This window comes from Marinoscillum sp. 108 (genome assembly GCF_902506655.1).
GTDB lineage: Bacteria > Bacteroidota > Bacteroidia > Cytophagales > Cyclobacteriaceae > Marinoscillum > Marinoscillum luteum.
This window is the reverse complement of the sequence record NZ_LR734808.1, coordinates 1,391,746-1,413,329: the sequence shown is the minus strand read 5'-3', so window position 1 is coordinate 1,413,329 and position 21,584 is coordinate 1,391,746. Positions and strand designations below refer to the sequence as shown.

At 44.9% G+C, this 21,584-nt stretch carries 25 protein-coding genes; 13 read left to right on the top strand and 12 right to left on the bottom strand.

What is annotated here, in order from left to right; all coding sequences use genetic code 11:
* Positions 1–579: a hypothetical protein gene (locus GV030_RS05865; RefSeq protein ID WP_159580718.1), complete on the top strand. Its 579-nt coding sequence runs from the start codon at positions 1–3 to the stop codon at positions 577–579.
* 94 nt (positions 580–673) lie between these two features.
* Positions 674–3,469 (top strand): pitrilysin family protein, encoded by a 2,796-nt coding sequence (locus GV030_RS05860; protein WP_159580716.1) that lies wholly within the window; start codon positions 674–676, stop codon positions 3,467–3,469.
* Between the two features lie 85 nt (positions 3,470–3,554).
* On the opposite strand, the gene GV030_RS05855 is transcribed toward GV030_RS05860, so the two are convergent.
* Both GV030_RS05855 and GV030_RS05850 read right to left on the bottom strand, forming a co-directional pair.
* The gene (locus GV030_RS05855; protein ID WP_159580714.1) at positions 3,555–4,355 is read right to left on the bottom strand and encodes a ParA family protein; all 801 of its coding nucleotides are present in this window, start codon (positions 4,353–4,355) and stop codon (positions 3,555–3,557) included.
* Positions 4,356–4,457: 102 nt separating this feature from the next.
* Positions 4,458–5,066 (bottom strand): SprT-like domain-containing protein, encoded by a 609-nt coding sequence (locus GV030_RS05850; protein ID WP_159580712.1) that lies wholly within the window; start codon positions 5,064–5,066, stop codon positions 4,458–4,460.
* A gap of 154 nt (positions 5,067–5,220) precedes the next feature.
* Here GV030_RS05850 and GV030_RS05845 point away from each other — a divergent pair, with 154 nt between their 5' ends.
* Together GV030_RS05845 and GV030_RS05840 are read left to right on the top strand one after the other, a co-directional pair.
* Positions 5,221–6,030 carry an energy transducer TonB gene (locus GV030_RS05845; RefSeq protein ID WP_159580710.1) on the top strand — a complete coding sequence of 270 codons (810 nt, stop codon included), beginning with the start codon at positions 5,221–5,223 and terminating at the stop codon, positions 6,028–6,030.
* 63 nt (positions 6,031–6,093) lie between these two features.
* Complete coding sequence (locus GV030_RS05840; protein ID WP_159580708.1) at positions 6,094–7,368, top strand: acetyl-CoA hydrolase/transferase family protein; 1,275 nt, start codon at positions 6,094–6,096, stop codon at positions 7,366–7,368.
* A gap of 53 nt (positions 7,369–7,421) precedes the next feature.
* On the opposite strand, the gene aac(6') is transcribed toward GV030_RS05840, so the two are convergent.
* The gene (aac(6'), locus tag GV030_RS05835) at positions 7,422–7,862 is read right to left on the bottom strand and encodes an aminoglycoside 6'-N-acetyltransferase (protein WP_159580706.1); all 441 of its coding nucleotides are present in this window, start codon (positions 7,860–7,862) and stop codon (positions 7,422–7,424) included.
* A 4-nt stretch (positions 7,863–7,866) separates the two neighbouring features.
* Positions 7,867–8,334: a VOC family protein gene (locus GV030_RS05830; protein ID WP_159580704.1), complete on the bottom strand. Its 468-nt coding sequence runs from the start codon at positions 8,332–8,334 to the stop codon at positions 7,867–7,869.
* Between the two features lie 441 nt (positions 8,335–8,775).
* On the opposite strand from GV030_RS05830, the gene tnpA reads away from it, so the two are divergent.
* The gene (gene tnpA, locus GV030_RS05825; RefSeq protein ID WP_370519054.1) at positions 8,776–9,261 is read left to right on the top strand and encodes an IS200/IS605 family transposase; all 486 of its coding nucleotides are present in this window, start codon (positions 8,776–8,778) and stop codon (positions 9,259–9,261) included.
* Positions 9,262–9,306: 45 nt separating this feature from the next.
* Here tnpA and GV030_RS05820 read toward each other — a convergent pair whose 3' ends face one another.
* Positions 9,307–9,699 (bottom strand): DUF3859 domain-containing protein, encoded by a 393-nt coding sequence (locus GV030_RS05820; protein ID WP_159580702.1) that lies wholly within the window; start codon positions 9,697–9,699, stop codon positions 9,307–9,309.
* 222 nt (positions 9,700–9,921) lie between these two features.
* Here GV030_RS05820 and GV030_RS05815 point away from each other — a divergent pair, with 222 nt between their 5' ends.
* A complete protein-coding gene (locus GV030_RS05815) occupies positions 9,922–10,692 on the top strand; it encodes a ThuA domain-containing protein (RefSeq protein WP_159580700.1) in 771 nt (256 codons plus the stop codon).
* 40 nt (positions 10,693–10,732) lie between these two features.
* On the opposite strand, the gene GV030_RS05810 is transcribed toward GV030_RS05815, so the two are convergent.
* Complete coding sequence (locus GV030_RS05810) at positions 10,733–11,125, bottom strand: iron chaperone (protein ID WP_159580698.1); 393 nt, start codon at positions 11,123–11,125, stop codon at positions 10,733–10,735.
* A 187-nt stretch (positions 11,126–11,312) separates the two neighbouring features.
* Here GV030_RS05810 and GV030_RS05805 point away from each other — a divergent pair, with 187 nt between their 5' ends.
* From GV030_RS05805 to GV030_RS05795, 3 genes are all read left to right on the top strand, one after another.
* Positions 11,313–11,846 (top strand): YceI family protein, encoded by a 534-nt coding sequence (locus GV030_RS05805; RefSeq protein ID WP_159580696.1) that lies wholly within the window; start codon positions 11,313–11,315, stop codon positions 11,844–11,846.
* A gap of 25 nt (positions 11,847–11,871) precedes the next feature.
* Positions 11,872–13,125, top strand: a complete 1,254-nt coding sequence (locus GV030_RS05800) for a hypothetical protein (protein ID WP_159580694.1) — start codon at positions 11,872–11,874, stop codon at positions 13,123–13,125.
* A 245-nt stretch (positions 13,126–13,370) separates the two neighbouring features.
* Entirely contained in the window at positions 13,371–14,639 is a 1,269-nt protein-coding gene (locus GV030_RS05795) for a DEAD/DEAH box helicase (RefSeq protein WP_159580692.1), read from the top strand.
* A 29-nt stretch (positions 14,640–14,668) separates the two neighbouring features.
* On the opposite strand, the gene GV030_RS05790 is transcribed toward GV030_RS05795, so the two are convergent.
* The 3 genes from GV030_RS05790 to GV030_RS05780 all read right to left on the bottom strand — a co-directional run bounded on the left by GV030_RS05790 (position 14,669) and on the right by GV030_RS05780 (position 17,703).
* Positions 14,669–15,271, bottom strand: a complete 603-nt coding sequence (locus GV030_RS05790; protein WP_159580690.1) for a hypothetical protein — start codon at positions 15,269–15,271, stop codon at positions 14,669–14,671.
* An 83-nt stretch (positions 15,272–15,354) separates the two neighbouring features.
* Entirely contained in the window at positions 15,355–16,386 is a 1,032-nt protein-coding gene (locus GV030_RS05785) for a response regulator (RefSeq protein WP_159580688.1), read from the bottom strand.
* Between the two features lie 12 nt (positions 16,387–16,398).
* Entirely contained in the window at positions 16,399–17,703 is a 1,305-nt protein-coding gene (locus GV030_RS05780) for a PAS domain-containing sensor histidine kinase (protein WP_159580686.1), read from the bottom strand.
* Between the two features lie 169 nt (positions 17,704–17,872).
* Between GV030_RS05780 and GV030_RS05775 the strand changes: the two genes are divergently transcribed.
* The 3 genes from GV030_RS05775 (at position 17,873) to GV030_RS05765 (ending at position 19,602) form a co-directional block, all read left to right on the top strand.
* Positions 17,873–18,307, top strand: a complete 435-nt coding sequence (locus GV030_RS05775) for a universal stress protein (RefSeq protein ID WP_159580684.1) — start codon at positions 17,873–17,875, stop codon at positions 18,305–18,307.
* An 84-nt stretch (positions 18,308–18,391) separates the two neighbouring features.
* On the top strand, positions 18,392–18,976 hold the full coding sequence (locus GV030_RS05770; RefSeq protein WP_159580682.1) for a hypothetical protein: 585 nt from the start codon (positions 18,392–18,394) through the stop codon (positions 18,974–18,976).
* Positions 18,977–18,984: 8 nt separating this feature from the next.
* Positions 18,985–19,602 carry a hypothetical protein gene (locus GV030_RS05765; protein ID WP_159580680.1) on the top strand — a complete coding sequence of 206 codons (618 nt, stop codon included), beginning with the start codon at positions 18,985–18,987 and terminating at the stop codon, positions 19,600–19,602.
* Here GV030_RS05765 and GV030_RS05760 read toward each other — a convergent pair.
* Positions 19,586–19,960 (bottom strand): DUF4260 domain-containing protein, encoded by a 375-nt coding sequence (locus GV030_RS05760; protein WP_159580678.1) that lies wholly within the window; start codon positions 19,958–19,960, stop codon positions 19,586–19,588. The two genes, GV030_RS05765 and GV030_RS05760, sit on opposite strands and share 17 nt — an antisense overlap.
* A gap of 228 nt (positions 19,961–20,188) precedes the next feature.
* Here GV030_RS05760 and GV030_RS05755 point away from each other — a divergent pair, with 228 nt between their 5' ends.
* Entirely contained in the window at positions 20,189–20,395 is a 207-nt protein-coding gene (locus GV030_RS05755) for a hypothetical protein (RefSeq protein WP_159580676.1), read from the top strand.
* A gap of 13 nt (positions 20,396–20,408) precedes the next feature.
* Here the strand turns inward: GV030_RS05755 and GV030_RS05750 are convergent, their stop codons facing one another.
* Positions 20,409–20,939 carry a GNAT family N-acetyltransferase gene (locus GV030_RS05750; RefSeq protein WP_159580674.1) on the bottom strand — a complete coding sequence of 177 codons (531 nt, stop codon included), beginning with the start codon at positions 20,937–20,939 and terminating at the stop codon, positions 20,409–20,411.
* Positions 20,940–20,997: 58 nt separating this feature from the next.
* Positions 20,998–21,525, bottom strand: coding sequence for a dihydrofolate reductase family protein (locus GV030_RS05745; protein ID WP_159580672.1), 528 nt, complete (start codon positions 21,523–21,525; stop codon positions 20,998–21,000).
* Between the last annotated feature and the right edge of the window lie 59 nt (positions 21,526–21,584).

The window sequence follows — 21,584 nt, the reverse complement described above, 5'->3', positions numbered from 1 at the left end:
TTGCATCAGATAGAACCATATCATAATTGGCAGCAGTACTACGATGCCAGTGAGGATCCTCAATCCCCTTTTTATGGAAAGGAGTACAACTACGACTTGTATTCTGAGAATATCTATGGGTATTTTATAGATCCGGCCTGGGATTTTTTTGGTTCCGAAACACTTTACATGAAGGTGCTTTTTGCCAATTATGAAGAAGGTTTTATTATCATCGAATTGATTGGAGAATGGAATGATGCCATTAACAATGATATCATGCACCTCAAGCGAAATGTGGTAGAGCATGTGATGCACACTGGTATCAACAAGTTCATCCTGATAGGCGAGAACATTCTCAATTTTCATGGCAGTGACGACAGCTACTATGAGGAATGGTTTGAGGAGGTAGAGGATGGTTGGATCGTAGCCATCAATTTCCGTGACTTTGTAGAGGAGGAAATGGCTCGGTTTGAGATTGATTCTTACGTCAATTTTGGTGGACATCTTAAGGTGGTTAATTGGCGCACAATGACGCCCACTGTTTTTTTTGCGGGAGTCAGTCAGCTGATGCAGAGGCGTTTGCAGATGGGTGATCTGTAACCATTAGACAGGAGATTTTACCGTTTGCTATTCAGTGCTTGTCTTTCCAGATTTAAAGAGTTAAATCTGTGATACATTATCAAAAACCATGATTATGAAAAAAACTACTCACCTAATGTTTTTAGTGGGGCTGTTCTTAGTGAATGCCCTCTCAGCTCAGGAAACTGAAAAGTTTGACTTTGATCTGTCGCAGCTTGATATCCCATATCAAAAGTTTGTGCTCAGCAATGGGCTCACGCTTATCGTGCATGAAGATCATAAGGCGCCCATAGCAGCCGTGAATGTATGGTATCATGTGGGCTCCAAAAATGAAAAATTTGGTAAGACAGGTTTTGCTCACCTTTTTGAACACCTGATGTTCAATGGAAGTGAAAATTTTGATGATGATTATTTCCAGGCCATGGAGCGAATCGGAGCCACAGACCTGAATGGTACCACCAATTTTGATCGAACCAATTACTTCCAAAACGTGCCCAAGTCAGCTTTGGATGTGGCACTTTGGATGGAGTCCGATCGAATGGGACACTTCAAGGACGCCATTTCTCAGGAAAAGCTGGATGAGCAAAGAGGCGTGGTGCAAAACGAAAAGCGCCAGGGAGAGAATCAGCCTTATGGTAAGTTTTTTGACCTTGTGACACAGTCCTGCTTTCCGAATGGACACCCTTATAACCACACAGTCATTGGTTCCATGGAGGACCTCAATGCGGCAGCTCTGGATGACGTAAAGCAATGGTTCAATGATTATTACGGAGCTGCCAATGCAGTAGTGGTGATCGCTGGAGATGTTAATACGGAGGAGATTTACCAAAAGGTAGTCGATTACTTTGGAGACATTCCATCAGGTCCTCCGGTTACTCATTATGGTTCTTATGTGGCCAAGAGAACTGGGGAGATTCGTCAGGTGCAGCAGGACAGAGTACCACAGTCGCGTATATACATGGTTTGGAATGTGTCCGAGTGGGGCAATCCCGATGCTTTCAATCTTGACTTTGTTGCTGATGCACTTGCTTCAGGGAAAAATTCACGTCTTTATAAGCGTCTGGTTTATGATGAGCAGATTGCTACAAGTGTGAGTGCTTACAATTGGGAAAATGAAATCGCCGGCATATTTGTGATCCAGGCCAATGTGAAGCCGGGTGTGGACAATATGGTAGTGGAAAATGCGATCAAAGAGGAGCTAGCTAAATTTCTGAAGGAAGGCCCTACCTCAGGAGAGTTGAAGCGTATCAAAACTGACTTTTTTGCCGGGTTTACCCGTGGCATTGAGCGGATTGGTGGATTCGGTGGAAAATCTGATATCCTCGCCATGAATGCTGTTTACGGTGGGTCGCCTGATTTCTACAAAACACGCCTGCAGGGAATGAAGGAAGCTTCCATCAGTAGTGTTAAGTCTGTGGCTAACAAGTGGCTGAGCGATGGCGTATACGTATTGCATATCAACCCTTTTCCTGACTATGAGACGACCGGTAAGGATGTGGATCGCTCCGCACTGCCGGAGGTGGGGCCAGCTGCGACCGTGGCTTTTCCAAAACTGGAGCGTGCAACACTTTCTAATGGGATGAAAGTGGTGCTTGCTCAGAGAAATACCGTTCCGCTCATCGAGTTCAGAATGATATTTGATGCTGGCTATGCCGCAGATCAGTATGCCAAAGCCGGTACTGCCAACCTCACCATGGACATGCTGGATGAGGGCACTAAGGCCCGTACAGCACTGCAGATCAATGAGGAGTTGGCCCTTTTGGGTGCTGAACTCAATACCGGTGCTAATTTGGATCAGTCCTATGTTACCCTCTCTTCATTAAAGAATAATTTCGATCAGTCGTTGGCCCTATTTGCAGATGTGGTGCTGAACCCGGCTTTCCCACAAGCTGATTTTGAGCGATTGCAAAAGCAACAGATAGTGGGGATACAGAATGAAAAGAAAAGCCCGGTGTCTATGGCTCTCCGCACCCTGCCAAAATTTTTATATGGCGAGGATCATGCCTACGGTAGCCCGCTGACCGGCTCGGGATATGAGTCCACTGTGTCTGCCATGACTCGCGAGGACCTGATGAAGTTTTATGAGACTTGGTTTAAACCCAATAACGCCACCATTGTAGCAGTGGGGGATATCACCATGGACGACCTGAAACAAAAACTGGAGCTGAACTTCAAGAAGTGGAAGTCAGGAGAGGTACCCAAGAAGAACCTGGAAATGGTGGGTGCCCCCAATAAGAACAAGATATATGTGATGGATAAGCCAGATGCACTCCAGTCAGTGATCATCACAGGACACCTGACCAAACCCTATGGTGAGGTCAGCGAAATAGGAGTGAGTATGATGAATAATATTCTTGGAGGGGAGTTTACCTCCAGAGTGAATATGAATCTACGGGAAGATAAAGGTTGGGCATACGGAGCATTTACATTCCTTTATTCGGCCAAAGGTCAGCGTCCGTTCCTGGCTTATGCGCCTGTACAGACCGACCAGACTGCTCCATCTATGAAGGAGATCATGGGCGAACTCAAGGGGTATATAGGTGACAATCCGGCCACTAAAGAGGAGTTTGAAAAGACCAAAACCAATGAAATACTCAGCCTGCCCGGTCAGTGGGAAACCATGAATGCCGTGGAAGGGTCTATCGCTAACATAGTGAGGTATGGTCTTGCCGATGACTACTATCAGACCTATGCCGGCGAGGTGCAAAGCCTGGAGCTTTCCAAGGTTCAAAAGTTGGCCAAAGAAATCATCGATCCTCAAAAAATGACCTGGCTGGTGGTAGGGGATAGCAAGAAGATCATGGCGGAGATCAAGGCACTGGGTTATGGTGAAGTGATCGCCATAGACAGTGATGGAAATGTATTACAACCCCAGAGTCAGAAACTTGACGTAGAAGGGGGAAAAAACTGATCCTGATAAACATCTTGGATGAAAAGAGGAATCTTCATTGGTGGAGATTCCTTTTTTTATTGGTTATGAGAGCACTCTTTTAGCTTTATTCCTGAAGGTTGAGATTCTCCAGTACTACATGGCTGGAAACATTCCCAAGAAACTTGGCCAGCAATTCATCACTCAATTTCATAAACTCTACGGCGGCAGTATTGTCAGGTGAATAGTCACTGATGGCCTGACCAATATCCAGTGCTTCGCCTACCTTAATGGATCGGCTCACAGTGGTATCCAATATGAGGTTGCCAAAAGAGTTCTTGGCTTCATTAAATTTTTCCTGAGACAGGATAAGGTTGTTGTTATACATATTGAAAAATACGCCAAGAATATTGAGAAGGCTATTCTCTACCATATTCAGGTAGCCCATCAGCGTTTGTATGCCGGTGATGGAAAAACTATCGGCTTGCGCCGGTATGAGGATGTTTTTGGAGCTCCCAAGTATGGCTTTGACCAGTACCCCAAAGTTGGTAGGGCAGTCCATAATGATAAAGTCATATTCCCTTCGCTGAGAGCTAAGAAGGCGGGCAATGATACCTGTGCCAAATGAAATAAACTGATTATTGGATTCAATCTGAGTCATTTGAAAATCTCCAGGAATGATGTGCAGATAAGGTGTGATTTCCAGCGGCTCAATATCCGGGTCATGATCATGCAGCAGATTTCTGATGTTGTTATAAATAGTGTTTCTTGGTTCCTCTATAGTAATGGCATTGGTGAGGTTACACTGAGGATCAAAGTCTATAAGGAGAACCTTAAAGGATCTCGACCAACTGATTCCAAGATTGAGTGCGGTAGTGGTTTTCCCTACGCCTCCCTTAAAGTTGTAAATGGAAACTGTGTTGGACATTAATGATGCTGGTTGGTAACAAAACACTCAATTTACTACAAACCTTGGAATATATCAATCTGATAATTGAATAGTTATATAGCCTTAATCTTTCATTGCCAGTTAGTCTTCAATCAGCATCACCTGAGCGACTTCAGATATGAGATAGCGTCTGGCGGATCGTTCTTCCATACAGAGGCTTCTGGTTCTTTTCTTTTCCAATTTTTTATAGACTTTTTCATTGAATTCAAATGAGTGACCAACAGGTATTTTGCTCAGAGGAATCAGGTCGGAGGGACCATCGAATTTTTTCAGAACGTTGTAAAGGATTGGATCCGAGCAGCTTGCAGCTTTAGGGTTTTTAAAATAGTTGGTAAGCGCCAGTAGTACAGGTGCCGGAAACACAGATTCATTGAGCACTGGTGTGGCAATCTTTTTGAAATTATCCTTCCATTCTTGCCCGTGAGGTGCGGCCTTTCGACCGTGCGCATTAAAAGTGACAAGGTGAGCCACTTCATGCAGGAAAGTGACGAGAAAGGAAAATTGATTCAAGTCATTGTTAATGGTGATGGTGTGCTTTTTGGTTTTTGGGGTGTACCTGTAATCCCCGAGTTTGGTTTGCCGGCTTTTTTTGATTTTAAACTCAAAACCAAAATAGTCGAGCAATTTACAACAGTACGTCACTGAGTTTTCCGGGACAAAACGCTCAAAAACAGCCTTGGTCGAATTCACGAATTAAAGAAAATAAAAAGTAAGCGAACTGAGTGTATGAAGTGAACAAAATCGAGAAGCCTGATTGACGACTATCAGTTGGATGATTGAGGTTCGTCATAGTTATGCGGGCCAATTCCATTGATCTTAGCCTAATTATTTAACCAACAAAATCATGAAGACGCTCACACCTCCAAAGCCTCATGTAGACCCTCACGAAGGTGGCCTGTCAGAGGCCATTCAAGCCAATGAAATGCTGCACAAGCAAGGTAGGGTTAATCAATACCAAGGTTTACTAGACCTCAAAAGGTCAAGGGAAAAGATGGATGCCGAACGTCGGCCGTTGTTCTTTTTCATCGGTCTCAGCTTGAGTCTTCTCTTTGCCGTTATTGCTTTCAATTGGAAGATTTATGATGAAACTCAAATGGTGGATTTGGGCGATGTGAGTTCAGATTTTGACGAAATACTGGAGGTGCCCCCAAGTTTGCAGTCCCCGCCACCGCCACCTAAGAGGGTAGAAGTATTTGTACTCAGGGAGATAGATGATGCGGAAGTCTTAGACGAAGTGAAATTTGATTTGGATGTGGAGCTTACTGAGGATATGGCCGTAAAGGACGTGATGTATGACGTGGTACTGGAAGAGCCTGAAGAGGAAAAAGCTGAGGAGATCTTCCAGATTGTAGAGGATCAGCCACAGTTTCCGGGAGGATTGAAGGCGTTTTATGCTTTTGTTGCTGAAAACATTGTGTATCCTGATTTGGCTAAGAGACTAGATATCAGTGGGCGGGTGTTTGTGAGGTTTGTAATAGAGAAGGACGGAAGTATTACGGACGTACAAGTGGTAAAAGGCATTGGGGGTGGATGTGACGAGGAAGCTGTGAAAGTGCTTGAAAACAGCCCCAAATGGATTCCTGGTAAGCAGCGAGGAAACAATGTGCGCGTATATATGACTGTTCCTATATTATTTCTACTCAAGGAAAGATGAAAAAATATTGATGCGGAATGACCGAATCAATCAATTAATAGCTTCAATCAAATAACTGTAATAATGAGAAACTCAATGTCTGCTTCAGAAGCAGTCCGCAACATCAAATCTGGTGACCATGTATTTATTCACACAGCAGGGGCTACACCCAATGTGTTGGTAGAGGCCATGACCGACCGGCATTCAGAACTCGAAGGAGTCAAAATTTATCACTTGCATACAGAGGGCCCAGCGCCGTACGCCAAGCCGGAGTACTCGAATAGCTTCCGGGTGAATTCCTTCTTTTTGGGAGCCAATTGCCGGAAAGCTACCCAGGAGGGTTATGCGGATTATATCCCCTGCTTCTTAAGTGAAATTCCATTAATGATTCGATCAGGAATCATAAAAGTGGATGTGGCCCTGGTGCAGGTTTCACCACCTGATGCCCATGGGTATTGCTCTTTGGGGATCTCAGTAGATGCTACCAAAGCTGCGGTGGATATGGCCAAGGTGGTGATTGCACAAGTTAACCCCCGCATGCCCAGGACACATGGAGATGGGTTGTTGCATAAGGATATGTTCACAGCCTGCGTGGAGGTGGATGAGCCACTTCCAGAGTTAATTGGCCATCCGATCACTCCTGAAGAGAAAAAGATGGGAGAATTCATTGCAGAGATGATTCCTGACCGAGCTACGATGCAAATGGGCATTGGGGCCATTCCTGATGCGGTGCTCTCCTGTCTGGGCAATCATAAGGATTTAGGTGTGCACACCGAAATGTTTTCCGATGGGGTGATCCCGCTGGTAGAAAACGGGGTTATTACCAATAAGTACAAGACCAGGCATAAGGACGTGATTGTGTCCGGGTTTATGATTGGATCCAGAAAGTTATACGATTTTGTGGATGATAATCCGATAGTGCGGATGTTGGACATTCAGTATGTGAATGACACAGCGGTGATCAGGCGAATGCCCAATATGATTAGTGTGAACAGCGCCATCGAGGTGGATCTTACTGGTCAGGTGAGCGCGGATTCAATAGGTACGCGTATTTACTCGGGAGTTGGAGGCCAAATGGATTTTATCCGGGGAGCTTCGCTCTCTCCCGGAGGTAAGCCCATCATTGCCTTGCCTTCTACTACCTCAAGGGGTGAGAGTAAGATAGCTTCGTTTTTGAAAGAGGGCGCAGGGGTAGTGACCACCAGAGCACACGTTCATTACATTGTCACAGAATATGGAGTGGCAGAACTCTACGGCAAAAACCTGAGGGAGCGGGCCAAAGCATTAATAAGGATCGCTCACCCTGATCATCAGGCGCGGTTGGAGCAGGAGGCATTCGAGCGATTCAGAGTACTCTGAGGTTGTTATTTTTGGTTGGATGAGCGTCACACTGGACATGTGGCGCTCTTTTTTTAAGTGAGTTTCTTGATGAAAGTGACCAGCCGATTGGTGACTTTGAATCCAACCTTCTGATGAAAAGCAACACTATCTAAATTGTCGGTTTCAGTGTCAGAACCCAGAAAACTGGTACCCTTTTCTCGGCACCATTTCTCAGCTCGCTCGATCAGCATTTTGGCCACACCTTGTTTTCTGAAGGCTGGTTTTACATATATGCCTTCAATGTATCCAACAGGGGATGAACTGGCACCTTCCACATAATCAAATCGCAGATTGAGGTAAATAAATGCAATGTACTGACCATGCGCTCTGGCCAGAAAGTAGCATTCTCTTTCAGATTCCATCGCTTTTACACAGTTGGTATATTCCTGGTCTAACTTACACTCAGGCCACAACTCCACGATCATCTTTGTTAGCTGATCGATGTTTGAATGGTCAAAACGAACAATTTCCATAAGGTCAAAACCTTTCGGCATCATTGATTTCAATCCAGTATCCATCAGGGTCCTGAATGTAAACTTGCTTGACTCCATCGGGCCTGGAATTCGTGCTATTGGCTTCTCCAGGCCAGTTTTCAAAATTTACCTTCTTCTCACGAAGCATGTTCACAAAAGCATCAAAATCATTTACGGCCAGGGCAAGGTGTACATCTTTAATGAGTTGAATGCCTTCTTTACTTCGGTTGATGAGGTGTAGTTCCACACCATCAGCGAAAGTGAACCAACGGATATTGGGTTTTTTAGTCTGGTTGGTTATTTCGTTAAGACCTAATATTTCCGAGTAGAATTGGGCACTCGCAGGTAGGTCTGCTACTACGATAGCGATGTGGTCGGTTTTTACCTGAGGCTTATAGTTTTGTCCGCTAGCTTCCAGGGTAACGAACAATATGGCGACAAAGAAGAATGTTTTTGGTAACAGGAGATTCATGGATGTTTGTTTTTGATTTGAGGGTCAAGATAAAAGAGAAACATTAAACGTATCGGTATCGAAATGGACAGTTTTGGTGTGCAAATGTTGATAGATCGCTCTGATTATGCCGATCGTAAAGGATTTGGAGAACGGATTATGCCCTCCGCTGGAGCTTTGATGGTGTCTGTTTGTTGTTTTTATTAACATGCGGCACCTCTGATGCCGACGATATGAAGCTCCGTAGGAGCGGGATATTAAATAGGCTGAGATTGGTTATTTTTAGAAGCTGCATAGCAGCGACATGTCGGTGTTTGAGATGCAATGTTTTTGATTGATTAAGATTTGAGGGGAGGATTGTGTCGCTCCTCCGAAGCTCAGGGGATTCGCATCGTTGGCGCTATTAATATTTGGCACTTCTGGTGCTCATGAAGTAGGAGATTGAATAAAAATCATAAAATTATGATAGATTCACTTGTCCTATTGAACCTACTCATGGCCAATACCTATACTCAGCTATATGTTCATGTGGTTTTTGCAGTCAAAGGCCGTCAAAACATGATCTCACCAAAATGGAAGGAAGAACTCTATAAATACATCACCGGCATAGTCACCAACCAGGGACAGAAATTAATGATTATTAATGGTATGCCGGATCATTTGCATATTCTTATTGGGATGAAGCCGGACATAGCCCTATCTGATCTGGTCAGAGACATCAAGTCCAATTCCTCCAAATTCATCAATGAAAAAGGGCTAACCATTGGCAAATTTGCATGGCAGAATGGGTTTGGAGCCTTTACCGTTGGCCAGTCCCAGAAGGAAAATGTGATCAACTATATCAAAACCCAGGAAGAGCACCATGGTCATAAGACGTTTAGGGAGGAATACCTTGGCTTCCTTCAGGCTTATCAGATAGCGTATAATGATCAATATGTTTTCGAATGAATACGGTTTTACACACGATCAATTGTGGGAGTTAATTCTGATTCCTTAGGTGATCATGATGGTTTTAGAAATAATCACTTCATCTTCCAGTAAGATGGAGAGCTTCCATGGGCCTCTTTTATCCTCCACCGGTGCCCATATGGAGTCCCCTAGGAAAAACTGAAATGGGTTGTGCTTCACCCGGAATGTGCCCCTAAATGGAGGCTCTACCGCACCGGTTTCATCCGTAAATGGAGGGTGTTCTATCAAGAAATCAAGATATCGGCCTTTGGCCTTTCGGATCTCCACGATCATTCCGAATTCAGCACCAATTACTGCATCTACGGTGTTTGCCAGAGCCATAAATTTAGGGAGCTCATTGCTCACACGATCCCATTCGCTATACGCTCCATAATTAATGATTTCAATTTCAATGGTTTTTGTATTCTTCTTTTTCATCAGAGAGGGCAAAACTAACCTATGCATTTGGGTATGAAAAAGGCCTTAAGAAGAAAAGCGATAGGGAACTAAATGTCAATAGTTAATGGATCATTTGGTTATTCTCCGATAATGCTACCGTTTTATTCTATCACCATTCATATTTTTATTATTTTCGACTTCTGTACCTTTTCCAGGTTGGATTTATTCAAAACTCCATTAACTCAAAACAAGTCAGAGATTATGCAAAGAAAAATTACAATAATGTTCGTCCTTTTTTCCATGGTGTCACTTACCTCATTTGGGCAGCAGTTTAAGGCCCTGCTTTTCACCAAAGTGGCGGGATACCATCACGAAGCAGTGAATGAGGGTGTGGATGCCATGCGGTGGCTGGCGGAGCGCAATGACTTTGCGCTTGACTGGCATCAGGATGCCTCCAGGGTTTTTAATGATAAAGCTTTGGCAGAATATGATGTTGTCATTTTTCTGATGACTACTCAGGACATCCTGAATGACGAGCAACAGGAAGCGTTTAAGCGGTTTATTCAATCTGGAAAGGGCTTTGTGGGGATTCACACGGCTTCAGATACGGAGTATGATTGGCCATGGTACAATCAACTCATTGGCCGTATGTTCTACATTCACCCACACCGTCAGACTGCAGCCATCAGGGTAGAGGATCGTAATTTTCCAGGGATGCAGCTCATGCCTGATATGCGCTGGTGGACAGATGAATGGTATGAGTTTGGAGAAGAAAAAGTGGATAATCTCAATTACCTGATCACCGTGGATGAGTCAACATATGATGTGAAAGCCAAGTGGGGGGAGAAAGAAGCTAAGGGGATGAATGGCTTTCATCCGGTAGCATGGTATCACGATTTTGATGGAGGGAGGGCCTTCTATACAGCCATGGGGCATATGGCGGAGACCTATTCTGATGCCATATTTCTTGAGCACATCTATGGAGGTATTTTCTGGGCGGCTACAGGCAAGGGTGTAATGAAGAAACAATAAAAAGCCTTCTATTTAGGGTAGAAGCCAGCTCCTGATCATATCAGGAGCTGGCTTTTTTGTTTTTCGACTTGTTGAGGTTCTCTGCCAACCGATATTGAACGATTCGGGTGACCAGTTCCATGGGGATCGGTTTGTTCAAGGGAAACTTAATGGTTCCTTTTCCACCTTCATATCCTGACAGCTCTTCTTTAAACACTTCGATCGCTCTTGGTGCAGGGTAGAAGCCTATGTGCTGCTTATATCCCCCAAAGTGAACAAGTGCTCCATTTTGAGAAAAGGTGGGGATGCCATAGCTGATGGATTCAGTAGCTTCCGGTGCAGCCTGTTGAATAACCTTTCTGATTGCCTTCAGGATTTCCTGCACTTCTATGGGGAAATCTGCGATGTACTCATCCACACTTTGTGGTGCTTCTTTTGAATCAGTCTTTTTCATACAGGTCAGTTTTTAGGCCTTAAAATAAACCAAACGCATCATATCACCAATTACTGCGTTACGTCAGTTTTTCTCCTAACAAGGGTCAATCAAATGGTTGATCAAGATCATCCGGTCTCACTGGTTTCGTCATACCTCACGTTCGTGTACCCCTCTACCTTCGCCTTATCAACTAAAACAAAACACAATGAAATTCTTACTAACACTCCTCCTTATATCAGGACTGACCGCCGGTCAGTGGGAGTTTAAGACAGTCCCATCACAGAGCACTATGACCATTCTGGGTACCTCCAGCCTTCACGATTGGGAATCCAAGGTTGGCGATTTTGTGGTCTCTGGTACCATGGGAGAAAACCTCATCAACAACCTCAAGGTAGAGGTGAATGTAAAGTCTATCAAAAGTGGAAAATCCATTATGGACGATAAGACCTACGATGCGCTGAAGAGCGAAAAATTTCCCACAGTCTATTTCACCGCCGAATCGCTGGCGCTATCTGGCAGTAAGGCCGAAGGACTGGGTGTACTCACCCTTGCAGGGGTGTCACGAACCATCTCACTCGAAGCGCAGACCACTATCAAAGGTGCCGGTACTGTGCAGGTGAACGGAGAAGTATCTATCAAAATGTCGGAGTATGGGATAGACCCACCGACAGCTATGTTTGGAAGCCTCACTACAGGTGATCAGGTGACCATCCAATATCAGCTTTTACTCAACAAATAAACAGACTATCTAAACTAAATCAATCATGAAAAACTTCAAGCTCAAATCAATCTTAACAGCCCTGTTTCTGACAGGAGTGGTGTTTGCTTACGCTCAGCAGCCAGCGCTGCAATATTTCAGAGCCAATGACAAAGATGGTCTCAATGTATTTGAGACGTCAAAGGAGAATGATGTGGAATTCACCGGTGTGAAAGTGCGTGTGGGTGGCGATTTTGCCATGCAATTTCAGGGACTTTCTCAAACCAATGCAGGAGACTCTTTAACAGAATTGGCCAATAATTTTAACCTGCCTACTGCCAATCTGAACCTGGATGTACAGCTGGCGGATGGTATGAGAATGCACTTGCGTACCTATCTCTCTTCCAGACACCATACTGAAGCCTATGTGAAGGGTGGATATATTCAGATCGATAAACTCGATTTTATCCGCAAAGACTTCATGAGTGGCTTCATGAATGTAGCAACCATCCGTGTAGGTATGGACGAGTTCAACTATGGAGATGCACACTTCAGAAGATCCGATAATGCCAGAGCTATTTTCAATCCATTTGTGGGCAATTACATCATGGACTCTTTTACCACAGAGCCATTCGCTGAACTGACCATCAATACATCAGGTTTTATAGGAGTACTTGGAGCCACCAATGGCCGACTCAATCAGAGTCCACTACCAGGTGATGATGGCTTTGTGCTCTTCGGTAAACTGGGCTACGATGACCAGATCAATGATGACCTACGTCTTCGTTTGACTGGCTCTTTCTACAGCAGCTCTGACAAAGGCACCAGAGACTACCTATACAACGGTGACCGTGCCGGTGGCAGATACTACCAGTTGTTAGGTACTCAGACCATTTCCAGCAGTGACTTTTCTCCAAGATTCAATCCTGGCTTCAAATACCAGACAGCCTTTCAGATCAACCCATTTGTGAAGTTCAAAGGCCTTGAGTTCTTCGGAGTGTTTGAAGTAACAAGCAATGGTGATGATGCCGTAGGTGGTAGCTTCACACAGCTTGGAGCAGAGGCGCTTTACAGATTTGGTGGTGAGGAGCAATTATACCTTGGTGGCCGTTTCAATAGCGTAAGCGGTGAAATGACCGACGCAGCTGCTGCTCGGGACACACAGCGAATCAATTTTGGAGGAGGTTGGTTCATGACCAAAAACGTACTGGCGAAAATAGAATATGTGAAGCAAACATATGATGGAGCCGGATGGAATGGCAGCCAATATCAGGGAGCAGAATTTAATGGTGTAGTGATTGAAGCCACCATTGGATTTTAGTAGCCTGTTTAGTTGAGTGGCCGCCTCCTTCGGGAGGTGGCTTCTCATTTTAGTTGTAAGAGCGGAGTGTTTACTGGTAGGTTGGGCCAGTAGATGCTCCGCTTCTTCCTTTATATGCGGTCTGAAATAGGTATTATTCCCCGGGTAAATGAAATCTTAACCTGATGCTGAATAAATAAGGTGTACTTTTGTGGCTTACAAAGAAATGACATTTAAAATAAATTGTCGTTTCACAAACAATTTATATGTCGTTTAAATCTTTGGGACTATCCGAATCCCTGTTGCATGCAGTCAACAAAAAAGGATATAGTACCCCTTCTCCAATTCAGGAAAAGGCCATTCCACTCATTTTGCAAGGAAAGGATATACTGGCATCAGCTCAGACAGGCACAGGCAAGACTGCCGGGTTTGCTTTGCCGATGCTGCAGCTACTGGCCGAAGGCCGACAGCAAAGCAGACCAGTTGTTCGTGCACTTATACTCACACCAACGCGTGAGCTGGCTGCACAGGTGCATGAGGATGTACACACATACAGTGAGTTTCTTCATCTGCGATCAGCAGTGATTTTTGGTGGCGTTAATGCCAATCCACAGATCAGGGCACTCAGAAATGGTGTGGACATACTGGTGGCTACACCAGGGCGTTTATTGGATCTGTACAATCAGAAAGCTGTATCACTTGCCAAAGTAGAGATACTGGTGCTGGATGAAGCAGATCGCATGCTGGACATGGGCTTCCTGAGAGATATCAAGAAAATTCTTGCTTTGGTCCCAGAAAAGAGACAAAATCTGTTGTTCTCAGCTACGTTTTCAAGAGAAATCAAGCAGCTGGCCAATGGAATTCTGAATCATCCTGTACTGGTGGAGGCAACTCCGGAGAATACCACTGCAGAGAAAGTGGATCAAAAAATTTACAGAGTAGACAAGAGCAAGAAAGCACAATTGATCACCAAGCTCATTGCTGAAGGTGACTGGCAGCAGGTATTGGTGTTCACCCGTACAAAGCACGGAGCGAACAAGCTGGGTAAAATACTCACCAAGAACGGGCTGACTGCTGCGGAGATTCATGGCAATAAGAGCCAGGGAGCGCGCACCAAAGCCCTTGCAGGGTTTAAGAAGGGTACAGTGCGGGTGTTGGTGGCTACGGACATTGCCGCTCGTGGGTTGGATATCCCGCTCTTGCCTCACGTGATCAATTACGAGCTACCCAATGTACCTGAAGATTATGTACACCGAATAGGTCGTACAGGTAGGGCAGGAGCTAGTGGTGAGGCCATTTCCCTGGTATCGCTCGATGAGATCGAATATGTGAAGGGCATAGAGAAGTTGCTTGGTTTGAAGCTTGATAGTGAGGTGTTAAGGGGATTTGAACCTACAGAGACCGCTGCTGATATCAAGAAAGAGCCTAAAAAGGGGTCTTTTCAGCGATCGCAATCGTCTAAACCCAGGGATTCGAATAAGGGAAATTTCAGAAGATCAAATAGAAGTAATTCGAGCAGAAATCGCTCAAACTGATAATAGAGGAGGGAATCGCGCGACTGCACTCAGTCGAGCGATTTCACTTCCATTCTTAGCTCAAAGGAGACATTGAGCTCATCGTTTACTTTCACCATTCCGAAAAATTTGGTGGGAGCCTCAAGGTCAAAATCATGCATGCTGAGATGCTGTGTGCCCGCCAGGGTAAGCGCCCCCTCAGAGTGATTGATCACCAGTCCATTTTCCACCAGTGCATCGTGTGATTTTCCTGCCAATGTGATAGTGACCGAGGAGACCACTGTTAGTTTAGCGACTTCCTGACTTTCATTTTTGATTTGGATGTCATTGATCCGAAGTAGCAGATACGGATAAGCATCGCTTTTCAGTGTCTTTCGCAAGTCCTGACTCATGGCTTCCAGTCCGCAATCAAACTCTGATACTGGGTATTTGAGTTCTAACCCCTCAAAACGAATCTGGCGTGCCTCACTGGTGGTCTTCACCACTATGGGCTTGCACGGGAGAGCTTGACTCAATGTACATTCAAATGTATTGAGGTTGGTGGTGCCCTGCAGGATGAAGCGTCCTGAACTAATGGTCACCTCGTGATGGGATGGCTGAGCTGAGAGTAGACTACTCCAGATAAGTGCACTGAAAAACAGGGTATATCTCATGCTACAAAGAAATAAACTACGTGCAAACGGTCTTATGACAATTGTCAGGAAGATCAGTGACAGTGCACATGACCACTATTAGGTCAGAACCGAACGGCACTCAGTTTTTCTGGATGGAGTACGTGGATGGTACTACCCTCTATTTTGATAAATCCGTCTTTCTTGAACTCGGAAAGTATCCTGATCACAGACTCTGTGGCTGTACCTACCATGCTGGCCAGGTCTGAGCGTGACACATCAAAGTGATCTTCCTCGTACTTATTGAAGAGCTTCATGAGCGCATCTGCAGTACGTTTTCTCACGGTATCATAGGCCATTTCCACCAGGCCATGTTCTTTTTCCAGTAGATTCTTAGAAAGCATTTTGATAAACTGTCCTGAGACTTCCCGGTTTTGGAAAATCAGATCCTGAAAGTCTTTACGAGGAACTAATATCAGCTCAGTCTCTTCGAGTGCTTGCGCAAATTCCGTGCGCTCAGTGTCCTGAATGAGAGCATTCTCGCCAAGAAAATCTCCGTCTGAGAGTACGTCAAGGATAAATTCCTTACCATCCGGATTGATCTGATAGGTTTTTACTTTCCCTTTTTTGATTTTGTAGGCATAAGAGGCAAAGTCTCCATGTCGATAAATAATGTCTTTTTTCTTGAAAGAACGTGTTTTTCCACTGTTTTCCAGGTCTTTCAGCTCATGGTATTCTTTGGCTCTGGTTACAAATTCCTGTAGGGATTCGTTGCTTGAGAGTCGACTGAATTTCTCCAGTCTTCGCTCTATGGCTCCCAGGAGCTCCATTTCTTCGAAGGGTTTGGTGATGTAATCGTCCGCACCCATGTTCATTCCTTTTCGGAAATCTGTCTTTTCGGCCTTTGCCGTAAGAAAAATAAACGGAGTAGACGCGATCTCAGGATTTTTGCCAATCAGGTAGAGCACCTCATAGCCATCCATCTCCGGCATCATGATGTCACAAAGTATCAGGTCTGGTTTGTGCTCCAGGGCCTTCTTTACACCTTCTTTGCCGTTTGGCGCGGTGATAGGCTCATAGTGAGAAAGTAGTAGGAGTTCTTCTATGTTTTCCCGTACTTCCAACTGGTCTTCGATGATGAGTATCTTCTTTTTCATGACTTTGATTGATCAGGGTTGTATAGGAAAAGAAATCACAAACTCGCTGCCCTGGTTTTCCTTACTGGTAAAAGTAATATTTCCGTGAATGAGGTTAAGGTACCTTTTCACAATATTCAATCCAAGGCCGGTGCCCTGGATGTTGGAGGCATTGTCGGCCCTAAAAAACCGCTGAAAGAGGTTTTTTTGCTCTTCTAGCGGGATGCCGATCCCCTCGTCTTTGATGGAAATCTGAATGCGGTCTTTCACCCGGGAGGTGGTGGCGGTGATGGTCTTTCCCTCATCTGAATATTTAATGGCATTCGAGATGAGGTTGATTATGATGTTTTTTAGAATGTGTGGGTCAGAAACCACTTCAGTCAAGCCCTCCTCAATGGTGATTTTTAGTTGTTGATCTTTTTTCAGGCCTTGTTCGAATATTTCTTCCACCTCCCTGAATAGGCCAGTCATATTGAAGGCCTCTACTTTCATAGTGATGGCACCACTTTCCAGTTTTTCAAGGGAAAGAAAATCATTCAGGATATTGGTGAGGTTATTCACAGCAGATTTGATCCGGTTCACATGCTTGTCACGGTTGGCCTGTTGCTCGGTTTCCGTGTATTTGGCCACCAGATTAGCGGAGGAGTGGATGGTGGTGAGTGGCGTGCGAAACTCGTGACTGGCCATCGAGATGAACCTTGATTTCATCTCATTGAGCTCTTTTTCCTTTTCCAGGGCATTGAGTATCTCTTTCTCTGCTTTCTTTAGCTCTTCCAGACTGGAATGCAGGGCGGCTTCTGCCAGCTTGCGCTCTCTTATCTGGCTCTTGAGCCCCAGGTTGAGATGCTCTAGTTCCTGGGTACGCTCCTGTACTTTAGACTCGAGCTCCGCGGTGTACTGCTTTAGCTTTTCTTCGCTCTCCCTCAGGGCGTCTTCCTGCTCTTTTCTTCTGGTAATATCCGAAATGAATGCCACCACCAGCTTCTCATCCTCATGCATGACATAGCTAAGACTTACTTCCACAGGAAACTCGCTGCCCGATTTTCTCTGCCCGGTGAGGTGACGTCCTATGCCCATAGGTCTGGTCACTGGATGGGCAATATATTCGGTTCGGTGAGGGACGTGCTGTTTGTGATATTTTTTGGGAATTAGATCTTCAATGACCCTCCCCATCAGCTCGTTTTGCTCATATTCAAAAATCTCCTCTGCTCGCTTGTTGATGAGCCGGATTTTTCCTTCACTATCAACGATGATAATACCCTCACCTGCTCCGAGAAAAATCTTATTAAGCAGTTGGAGTCCATTGGAAGAAGTAAGGTATTCGCTGCTGATCGGCATAAACGTGAGGTTTCCGGATTTTGACTTTGAAATATAAACCTACAAAAGGTGCCAGACAGAAGCCCTAGAAGAGTACTGATTTATTTCATTTTTTGGATTGACTATCGTCACATACCCCCAAAAGTGGCATCGATACTTTTGTGAGATACTTTTTTCTTTACCTAATGCCATGAATTTATTCCATCAGATACTTATCCCCACCGACTTTTCACTGGCTGCATGGCATGCCGTGCAGTTGGGCCTACGGCTCATTGCTCCAGAGAATTCCCGTCTCACCCTGCTTCATGTATTTCCCTCGGGACCATCTGAAAGAAGTGGGGACCTTGAGCTGATGGAGGGACTAAGGAGACAGATGGATGACCTTTGTCAGACCCTGGAAAGAAGTCAGAAAAAGAAGATTCAACCCGTGATCCTTGGAGGAGAGGTAGAGGGAGAGGTCCTCAAATTTATCCAGGCAAACGCTTTTGAGCTGATTATTTTAGGTGTAAATAGCAATGGAGTAGACAATGAGCCCGGAAGTCACATATCGGGCATCATCGCTAAGGCCAATGCCCCTGTGATGGTAATGCCCAATGTGATCAATGAAACTCATCAGGTGTCATAAGTCCTCGTCTAGTTGTTTTTACGGATAGGAGATTACAGAATTTGTGTGAGCCCTCCGCATGGTGTGGTGTTCTAATTTTGAAAAATGAAGAACCCACATTTATGTCTTAGTGTCCTGCTCGTGTTTTCGCTGGTATGGCCACTCCAGGCACAGGATTTTCCTGTGAGTATAGAAGCTGAGTATGATCGGTTAACCGCCAAATGGCTGGAAGTCTCTGATGGGCTGAAGACCTATGACGGACTTTCTGAGTTCTGTGCCAATCCCAATTATCGTAATGACATCATTACGGTCTTAGAACATCTTCACCATTATGATTCATTGGTACTGGACTTGCTTCTGGATCCTACTGCCAATACCTCCGATATAAGCCATCACGAATACAAGCGCTCCTTGTCAGATATTCAAAAACTGGAAGGAGACTTTGATATGAATACCTTCATTTCATTTCTGAAAACATCATGCCTTACACGCAGGGATTTGGAACGTGATAAGGAGGATCTGAAGAAGGAATCTGGCATATATTCGTATGACGGGCAGTTGTTGATGCTGGAAACTCAGTTGGGGAAATTTCTAAAACACATAGATAAGAAAGTAGTGCTGGTAGATGAGCATGTTCACAAGATTCACCCCGATCAGATCAGGCCACTACGATTACTTTCGGATAACTAACCACTGAAATGTCGCTGATCAGGTATGTCAGTTTTATATTGTTCATTTTCAATGTGCTTTTTGCCATTGATGCGTATCAAACGTATCACCTGCCAGTGAGCCTAACCAACCTGGCGCGCGAACCGGTGGTGAGAATTTTCAACACCAAGCTCTATTATGATGAGAGTGCCCGGGATCGGAGTAAGGAGGAGCTTTCAACGACTATTCGTCAGATTTACCTGCTCAGAGACAAACTGCACAATAAAGACAGCAGGGAGGTGATAGATATGGCCCTGCCAAGTCTGGTTCAGCTTCACTATGACCTCAAGTCCGATACTGGGAATATTGAGATGAATGAGCACTTTGTCAAGATGCTACTGGCGCTTTCCTATGTGCAGGTGCGATACGCTCAGACCGCCTGTGCTCAGCGGAAAACTGCAGAAGTACACACTTCTTTGCGCACCGCCATGGGCATCATTCGGAGGGCCCTATTCCTTTCAGAGGGAACCAAAAGAGACTTTGAAATCAATATCTACGCTGAGATGTTTGATCTACTTAAGACAAAAGTATCTCATGAAGAGATGGAGAAAAGACTAGGAGGCATACTGGATGAAATCCGGGACCTGGAGGTCAGTTTCCATCATTAGGGACGGACTGTGGTTTCATCCATCCCAGGCTGGTATGCTGGAAGTGATCCGGGTACTTCAGCCCATAACCAAACACCCGATCCATGCTGGCATGTCCAAAGAGTATGATTCCCGAAAGACTCAGTACATCATTTCCAAATTGCCAACCGGCCAGCAGTATGATCACAGCAATGCCCTTATGATGAAGGAAATTGTAGGTAAGGGCACCCACCCTTGTATTGATGGCGTAACCGATCATACCTATGTCCGGAAGCAACAGAAGCGCAGGATACCACCACCAGCTAAATGAGGTCAAAGTAAAGAGGTAAATAGAAAGGCCAAACATGGCTACTTCTTCGAGTTTCAGGAGGTTTTTCATACGGGAGATGGGTTGAATTAATGTTTCTGAAAGCTAACGGAGTATTGTCTTTCGGGTTGTTCGGAATGAACCGTTCGATGAATTGGCAATATTTAGGAAAAAAGCTACCTGAAAATTACGTCATTTACAAAGGGAGTCTTTTAAAAATGCTCTCTATCTAATTATTTGAGCGTCTATTGAGAAATATTCATTAATCGTCTTCCTTTGTATTGAAAATATTAATGAATTATGGAAAAGATTAAGAAATTTCAAATCGTCAATGCCATACTGGCCTTCTTCGGAATTGGTTTTATTGCCATTGGATTTATGGTTTTTAGTCAGCAGGATTCATTCGTGATTTCTTTGATGATCACCTTCATAGGTTGTGCTATGGCCATCTCGGGTATTGCTTCTATGATAGAGCTGAAATTGCTCAGTGATAAACTAAGACACTGAAATTTGCCCTGAGTTAATCATCCAGAGGTAATCGGAAGCCATAGACTTCCAGTGTCCCTTGCCTGAAATCCAAATCCTCGGATCGTTCGAAGCCCATGCGCTCGTACATTCCCCAGGCTACTTGCATGGCCTTGGTAGAGTGAATAATCAATTGCTGACGTTTCTCCTTGCGTGCCCTCTCAATACAATACCTCGTCAGCAGCCTGCCAATTCCCTGACCTCTGAAGTCAGGAGCCACTGCCAATAATCTGAATCCCGAACTGTCTTTTACCTGGGTGGCTGTGCCACCTGATCCATAATATTGCATGTCGCCGATGTACAGCACACAGCCAGCCAGCACCTGCTCCGGAGAGTAAGCGGCCAGTAGGTGGATGTGTGGGTTTTCAGTAAGGGAGCCCACATTCGAGAGCATTTCATAGTATTTGGGCTGCTCCGCCGGTGTGGGAAATCCCTCCAACTGTGAGTACACCTCCACCATCAGCGCACCTATGACGCCATGCTCTTTAGCTCCGGGTTTCCTTGTTGTAAACTTAGATGGATGCATATGTAATGATAAATGGATCTCTGGAATGGGTGGCGGAAATCTGACTACTCCTGGCCACTTACTCTTTTAACTGATAATGTAGCTGAACCAGCCCTGATTCAAAGTTTTTGGCCTTCTTAAGCTCCAGAAGCTGCTCTGGCCTGCCTGTTTTAAATAGAGGAGTTCCTGCCCCCACGATTACCGGCACGATGGATAGAATCAGCTCATCGATGAGTTTTTCCTGGAGTAAGAGATGGACGATTTCTGCACCACCATCACAGAAGATGTTTTTTCCTTCTTTTTTTTTGAGGTCCGTTACCAGGGTTTTGAGGTTGCCGGTGTAAAAAGTCAGGTTCCCTTCTCGCGGCCTTTCTTGTCTGGTGATGATGTACGATTCCTTGTCAGCGTGAGGAAAATCATAGCCCTGACCGATCACCCAATCGTAGGTTTTTCTACCAACTATTACCGTGTCCACAGAAGAGACAAAGTCAGTGTAGCCATAGTCTTCTCCTTCTATCTGAACCAGATTAAGGAAACTCAGATCGTCATTGGGTTTGGCGATGTAGCCGTCCAGTGAGGCCGCGATGTAGAGAATTAATTTTCGCATGTTATTTTTAAGTAATGTCCCGATTCAACCATTCAGGACGGATAGATTGAAGAATTCAA

Bases quoted from the DNA above. Each gene is read 5' to 3' on its own strand.
- GV030_RS05830 (WP_159580704.1), bottom strand. From the start codon at position 8,334: ATGAATCTCCTGTTACCAAAAACATTCTTCTTTGTCGCCATATTGTTC.
- GV030_RS05810 (WP_159580698.1), bottom strand. From the start codon at position 11,125: ATGAAAAAGACTGATTCAAAAGAAGCACCACAAAGTGTGGATGAGTAC.
- GV030_RS05745 (WP_159580672.1), bottom strand. From the start codon at position 21,525: ATGCGAAAATTAATTCTCTACATCGCGGCCTCACTGGACGGCTACATC.
- GV030_RS05755 (WP_159580676.1), top strand. From the start codon at position 20,189: ATGGAAAAGATTAAGAAATTTCAAATCGTCAATGCCATACTGGCCTTC.
- GV030_RS05820 (WP_159580702.1), bottom strand. From the start codon at position 9,699: ATGAAAAAGAAGAATACAAAAACCATTGAAATTGAAATCATTAATTAT.
- GV030_RS05760 (WP_159580678.1), bottom strand. From the start codon at position 19,960: ATGAAAAACCTCCTGAAACTCGAAGAAGTAGCCATGTTTGGCCTTTCT.
- GV030_RS05815 (WP_159580700.1), top strand. From the start codon at position 9,922: ATGCAAAGAAAAATTACAATAATGTTCGTCCTTTTTTCCATGGTGTCA.
- GV030_RS05770 (WP_159580682.1), top strand. From the start codon at position 18,392: ATGAAGAACCCACATTTATGTCTTAGTGTCCTGCTCGTGTTTTCGCTG.
- tnpA (WP_370519054.1), top strand. From the start codon at position 8,776: ATGATAGATTCACTTGTCCTATTGAACCTACTCATGGCCAATACCTAT.
- GV030_RS05840 (WP_159580708.1), top strand. From the start codon at position 6,094: ATGAGAAACTCAATGTCTGCTTCAGAAGCAGTCCGCAACATCAAATCT.
- GV030_RS05860 (WP_159580716.1), top strand. From the start codon at position 674: ATGAAAAAAACTACTCACCTAATGTTTTTAGTGGGGCTGTTCTTAGTG.
- GV030_RS05780 (WP_159580686.1), bottom strand. From the start codon at position 17,703: ATGCCGATCAGCAGCGAATACCTTACTTCTTCCAATGGACTCCAACTG.
- GV030_RS05775 (WP_159580684.1), top strand. From the start codon at position 17,873: ATGAATTTATTCCATCAGATACTTATCCCCACCGACTTTTCACTGGCT.
- GV030_RS05790 (WP_159580690.1), bottom strand. From the start codon at position 15,271: ATGAGATATACCCTGTTTTTCAGTGCACTTATCTGGAGTAGTCTACTC.
- GV030_RS05765 (WP_159580680.1), top strand. From the start codon at position 18,985: ATGTCGCTGATCAGGTATGTCAGTTTTATATTGTTCATTTTCAATGTG.
- GV030_RS05750 (WP_159580674.1), bottom strand. From the start codon at position 20,939: ATGCATCCATCTAAGTTTACAACAAGGAAACCCGGAGCTAAAGAGCAT.
- GV030_RS05785 (WP_159580688.1), bottom strand. From the start codon at position 16,386: ATGAAAAAGAAGATACTCATCATCGAAGACCAGTTGGAAGTACGGGAA.
- GV030_RS05805 (WP_159580696.1), top strand. From the start codon at position 11,313: ATGAAATTCTTACTAACACTCCTCCTTATATCAGGACTGACCGCCGGT.
- GV030_RS05845 (WP_159580710.1), top strand. From the start codon at position 5,221: ATGAAGACGCTCACACCTCCAAAGCCTCATGTAGACCCTCACGAAGGT.
- GV030_RS05855 (WP_159580714.1), bottom strand. From the start codon at position 4,355: ATGTCCAACACAGTTTCCATTTACAACTTTAAGGGAGGCGTAGGGAAA.
- GV030_RS05800 (WP_159580694.1), top strand. From the start codon at position 11,872: ATGAAAAACTTCAAGCTCAAATCAATCTTAACAGCCCTGTTTCTGACA.
- GV030_RS05795 (WP_159580692.1), top strand. From the start codon at position 13,371: ATGTCGTTTAAATCTTTGGGACTATCCGAATCCCTGTTGCATGCAGTC.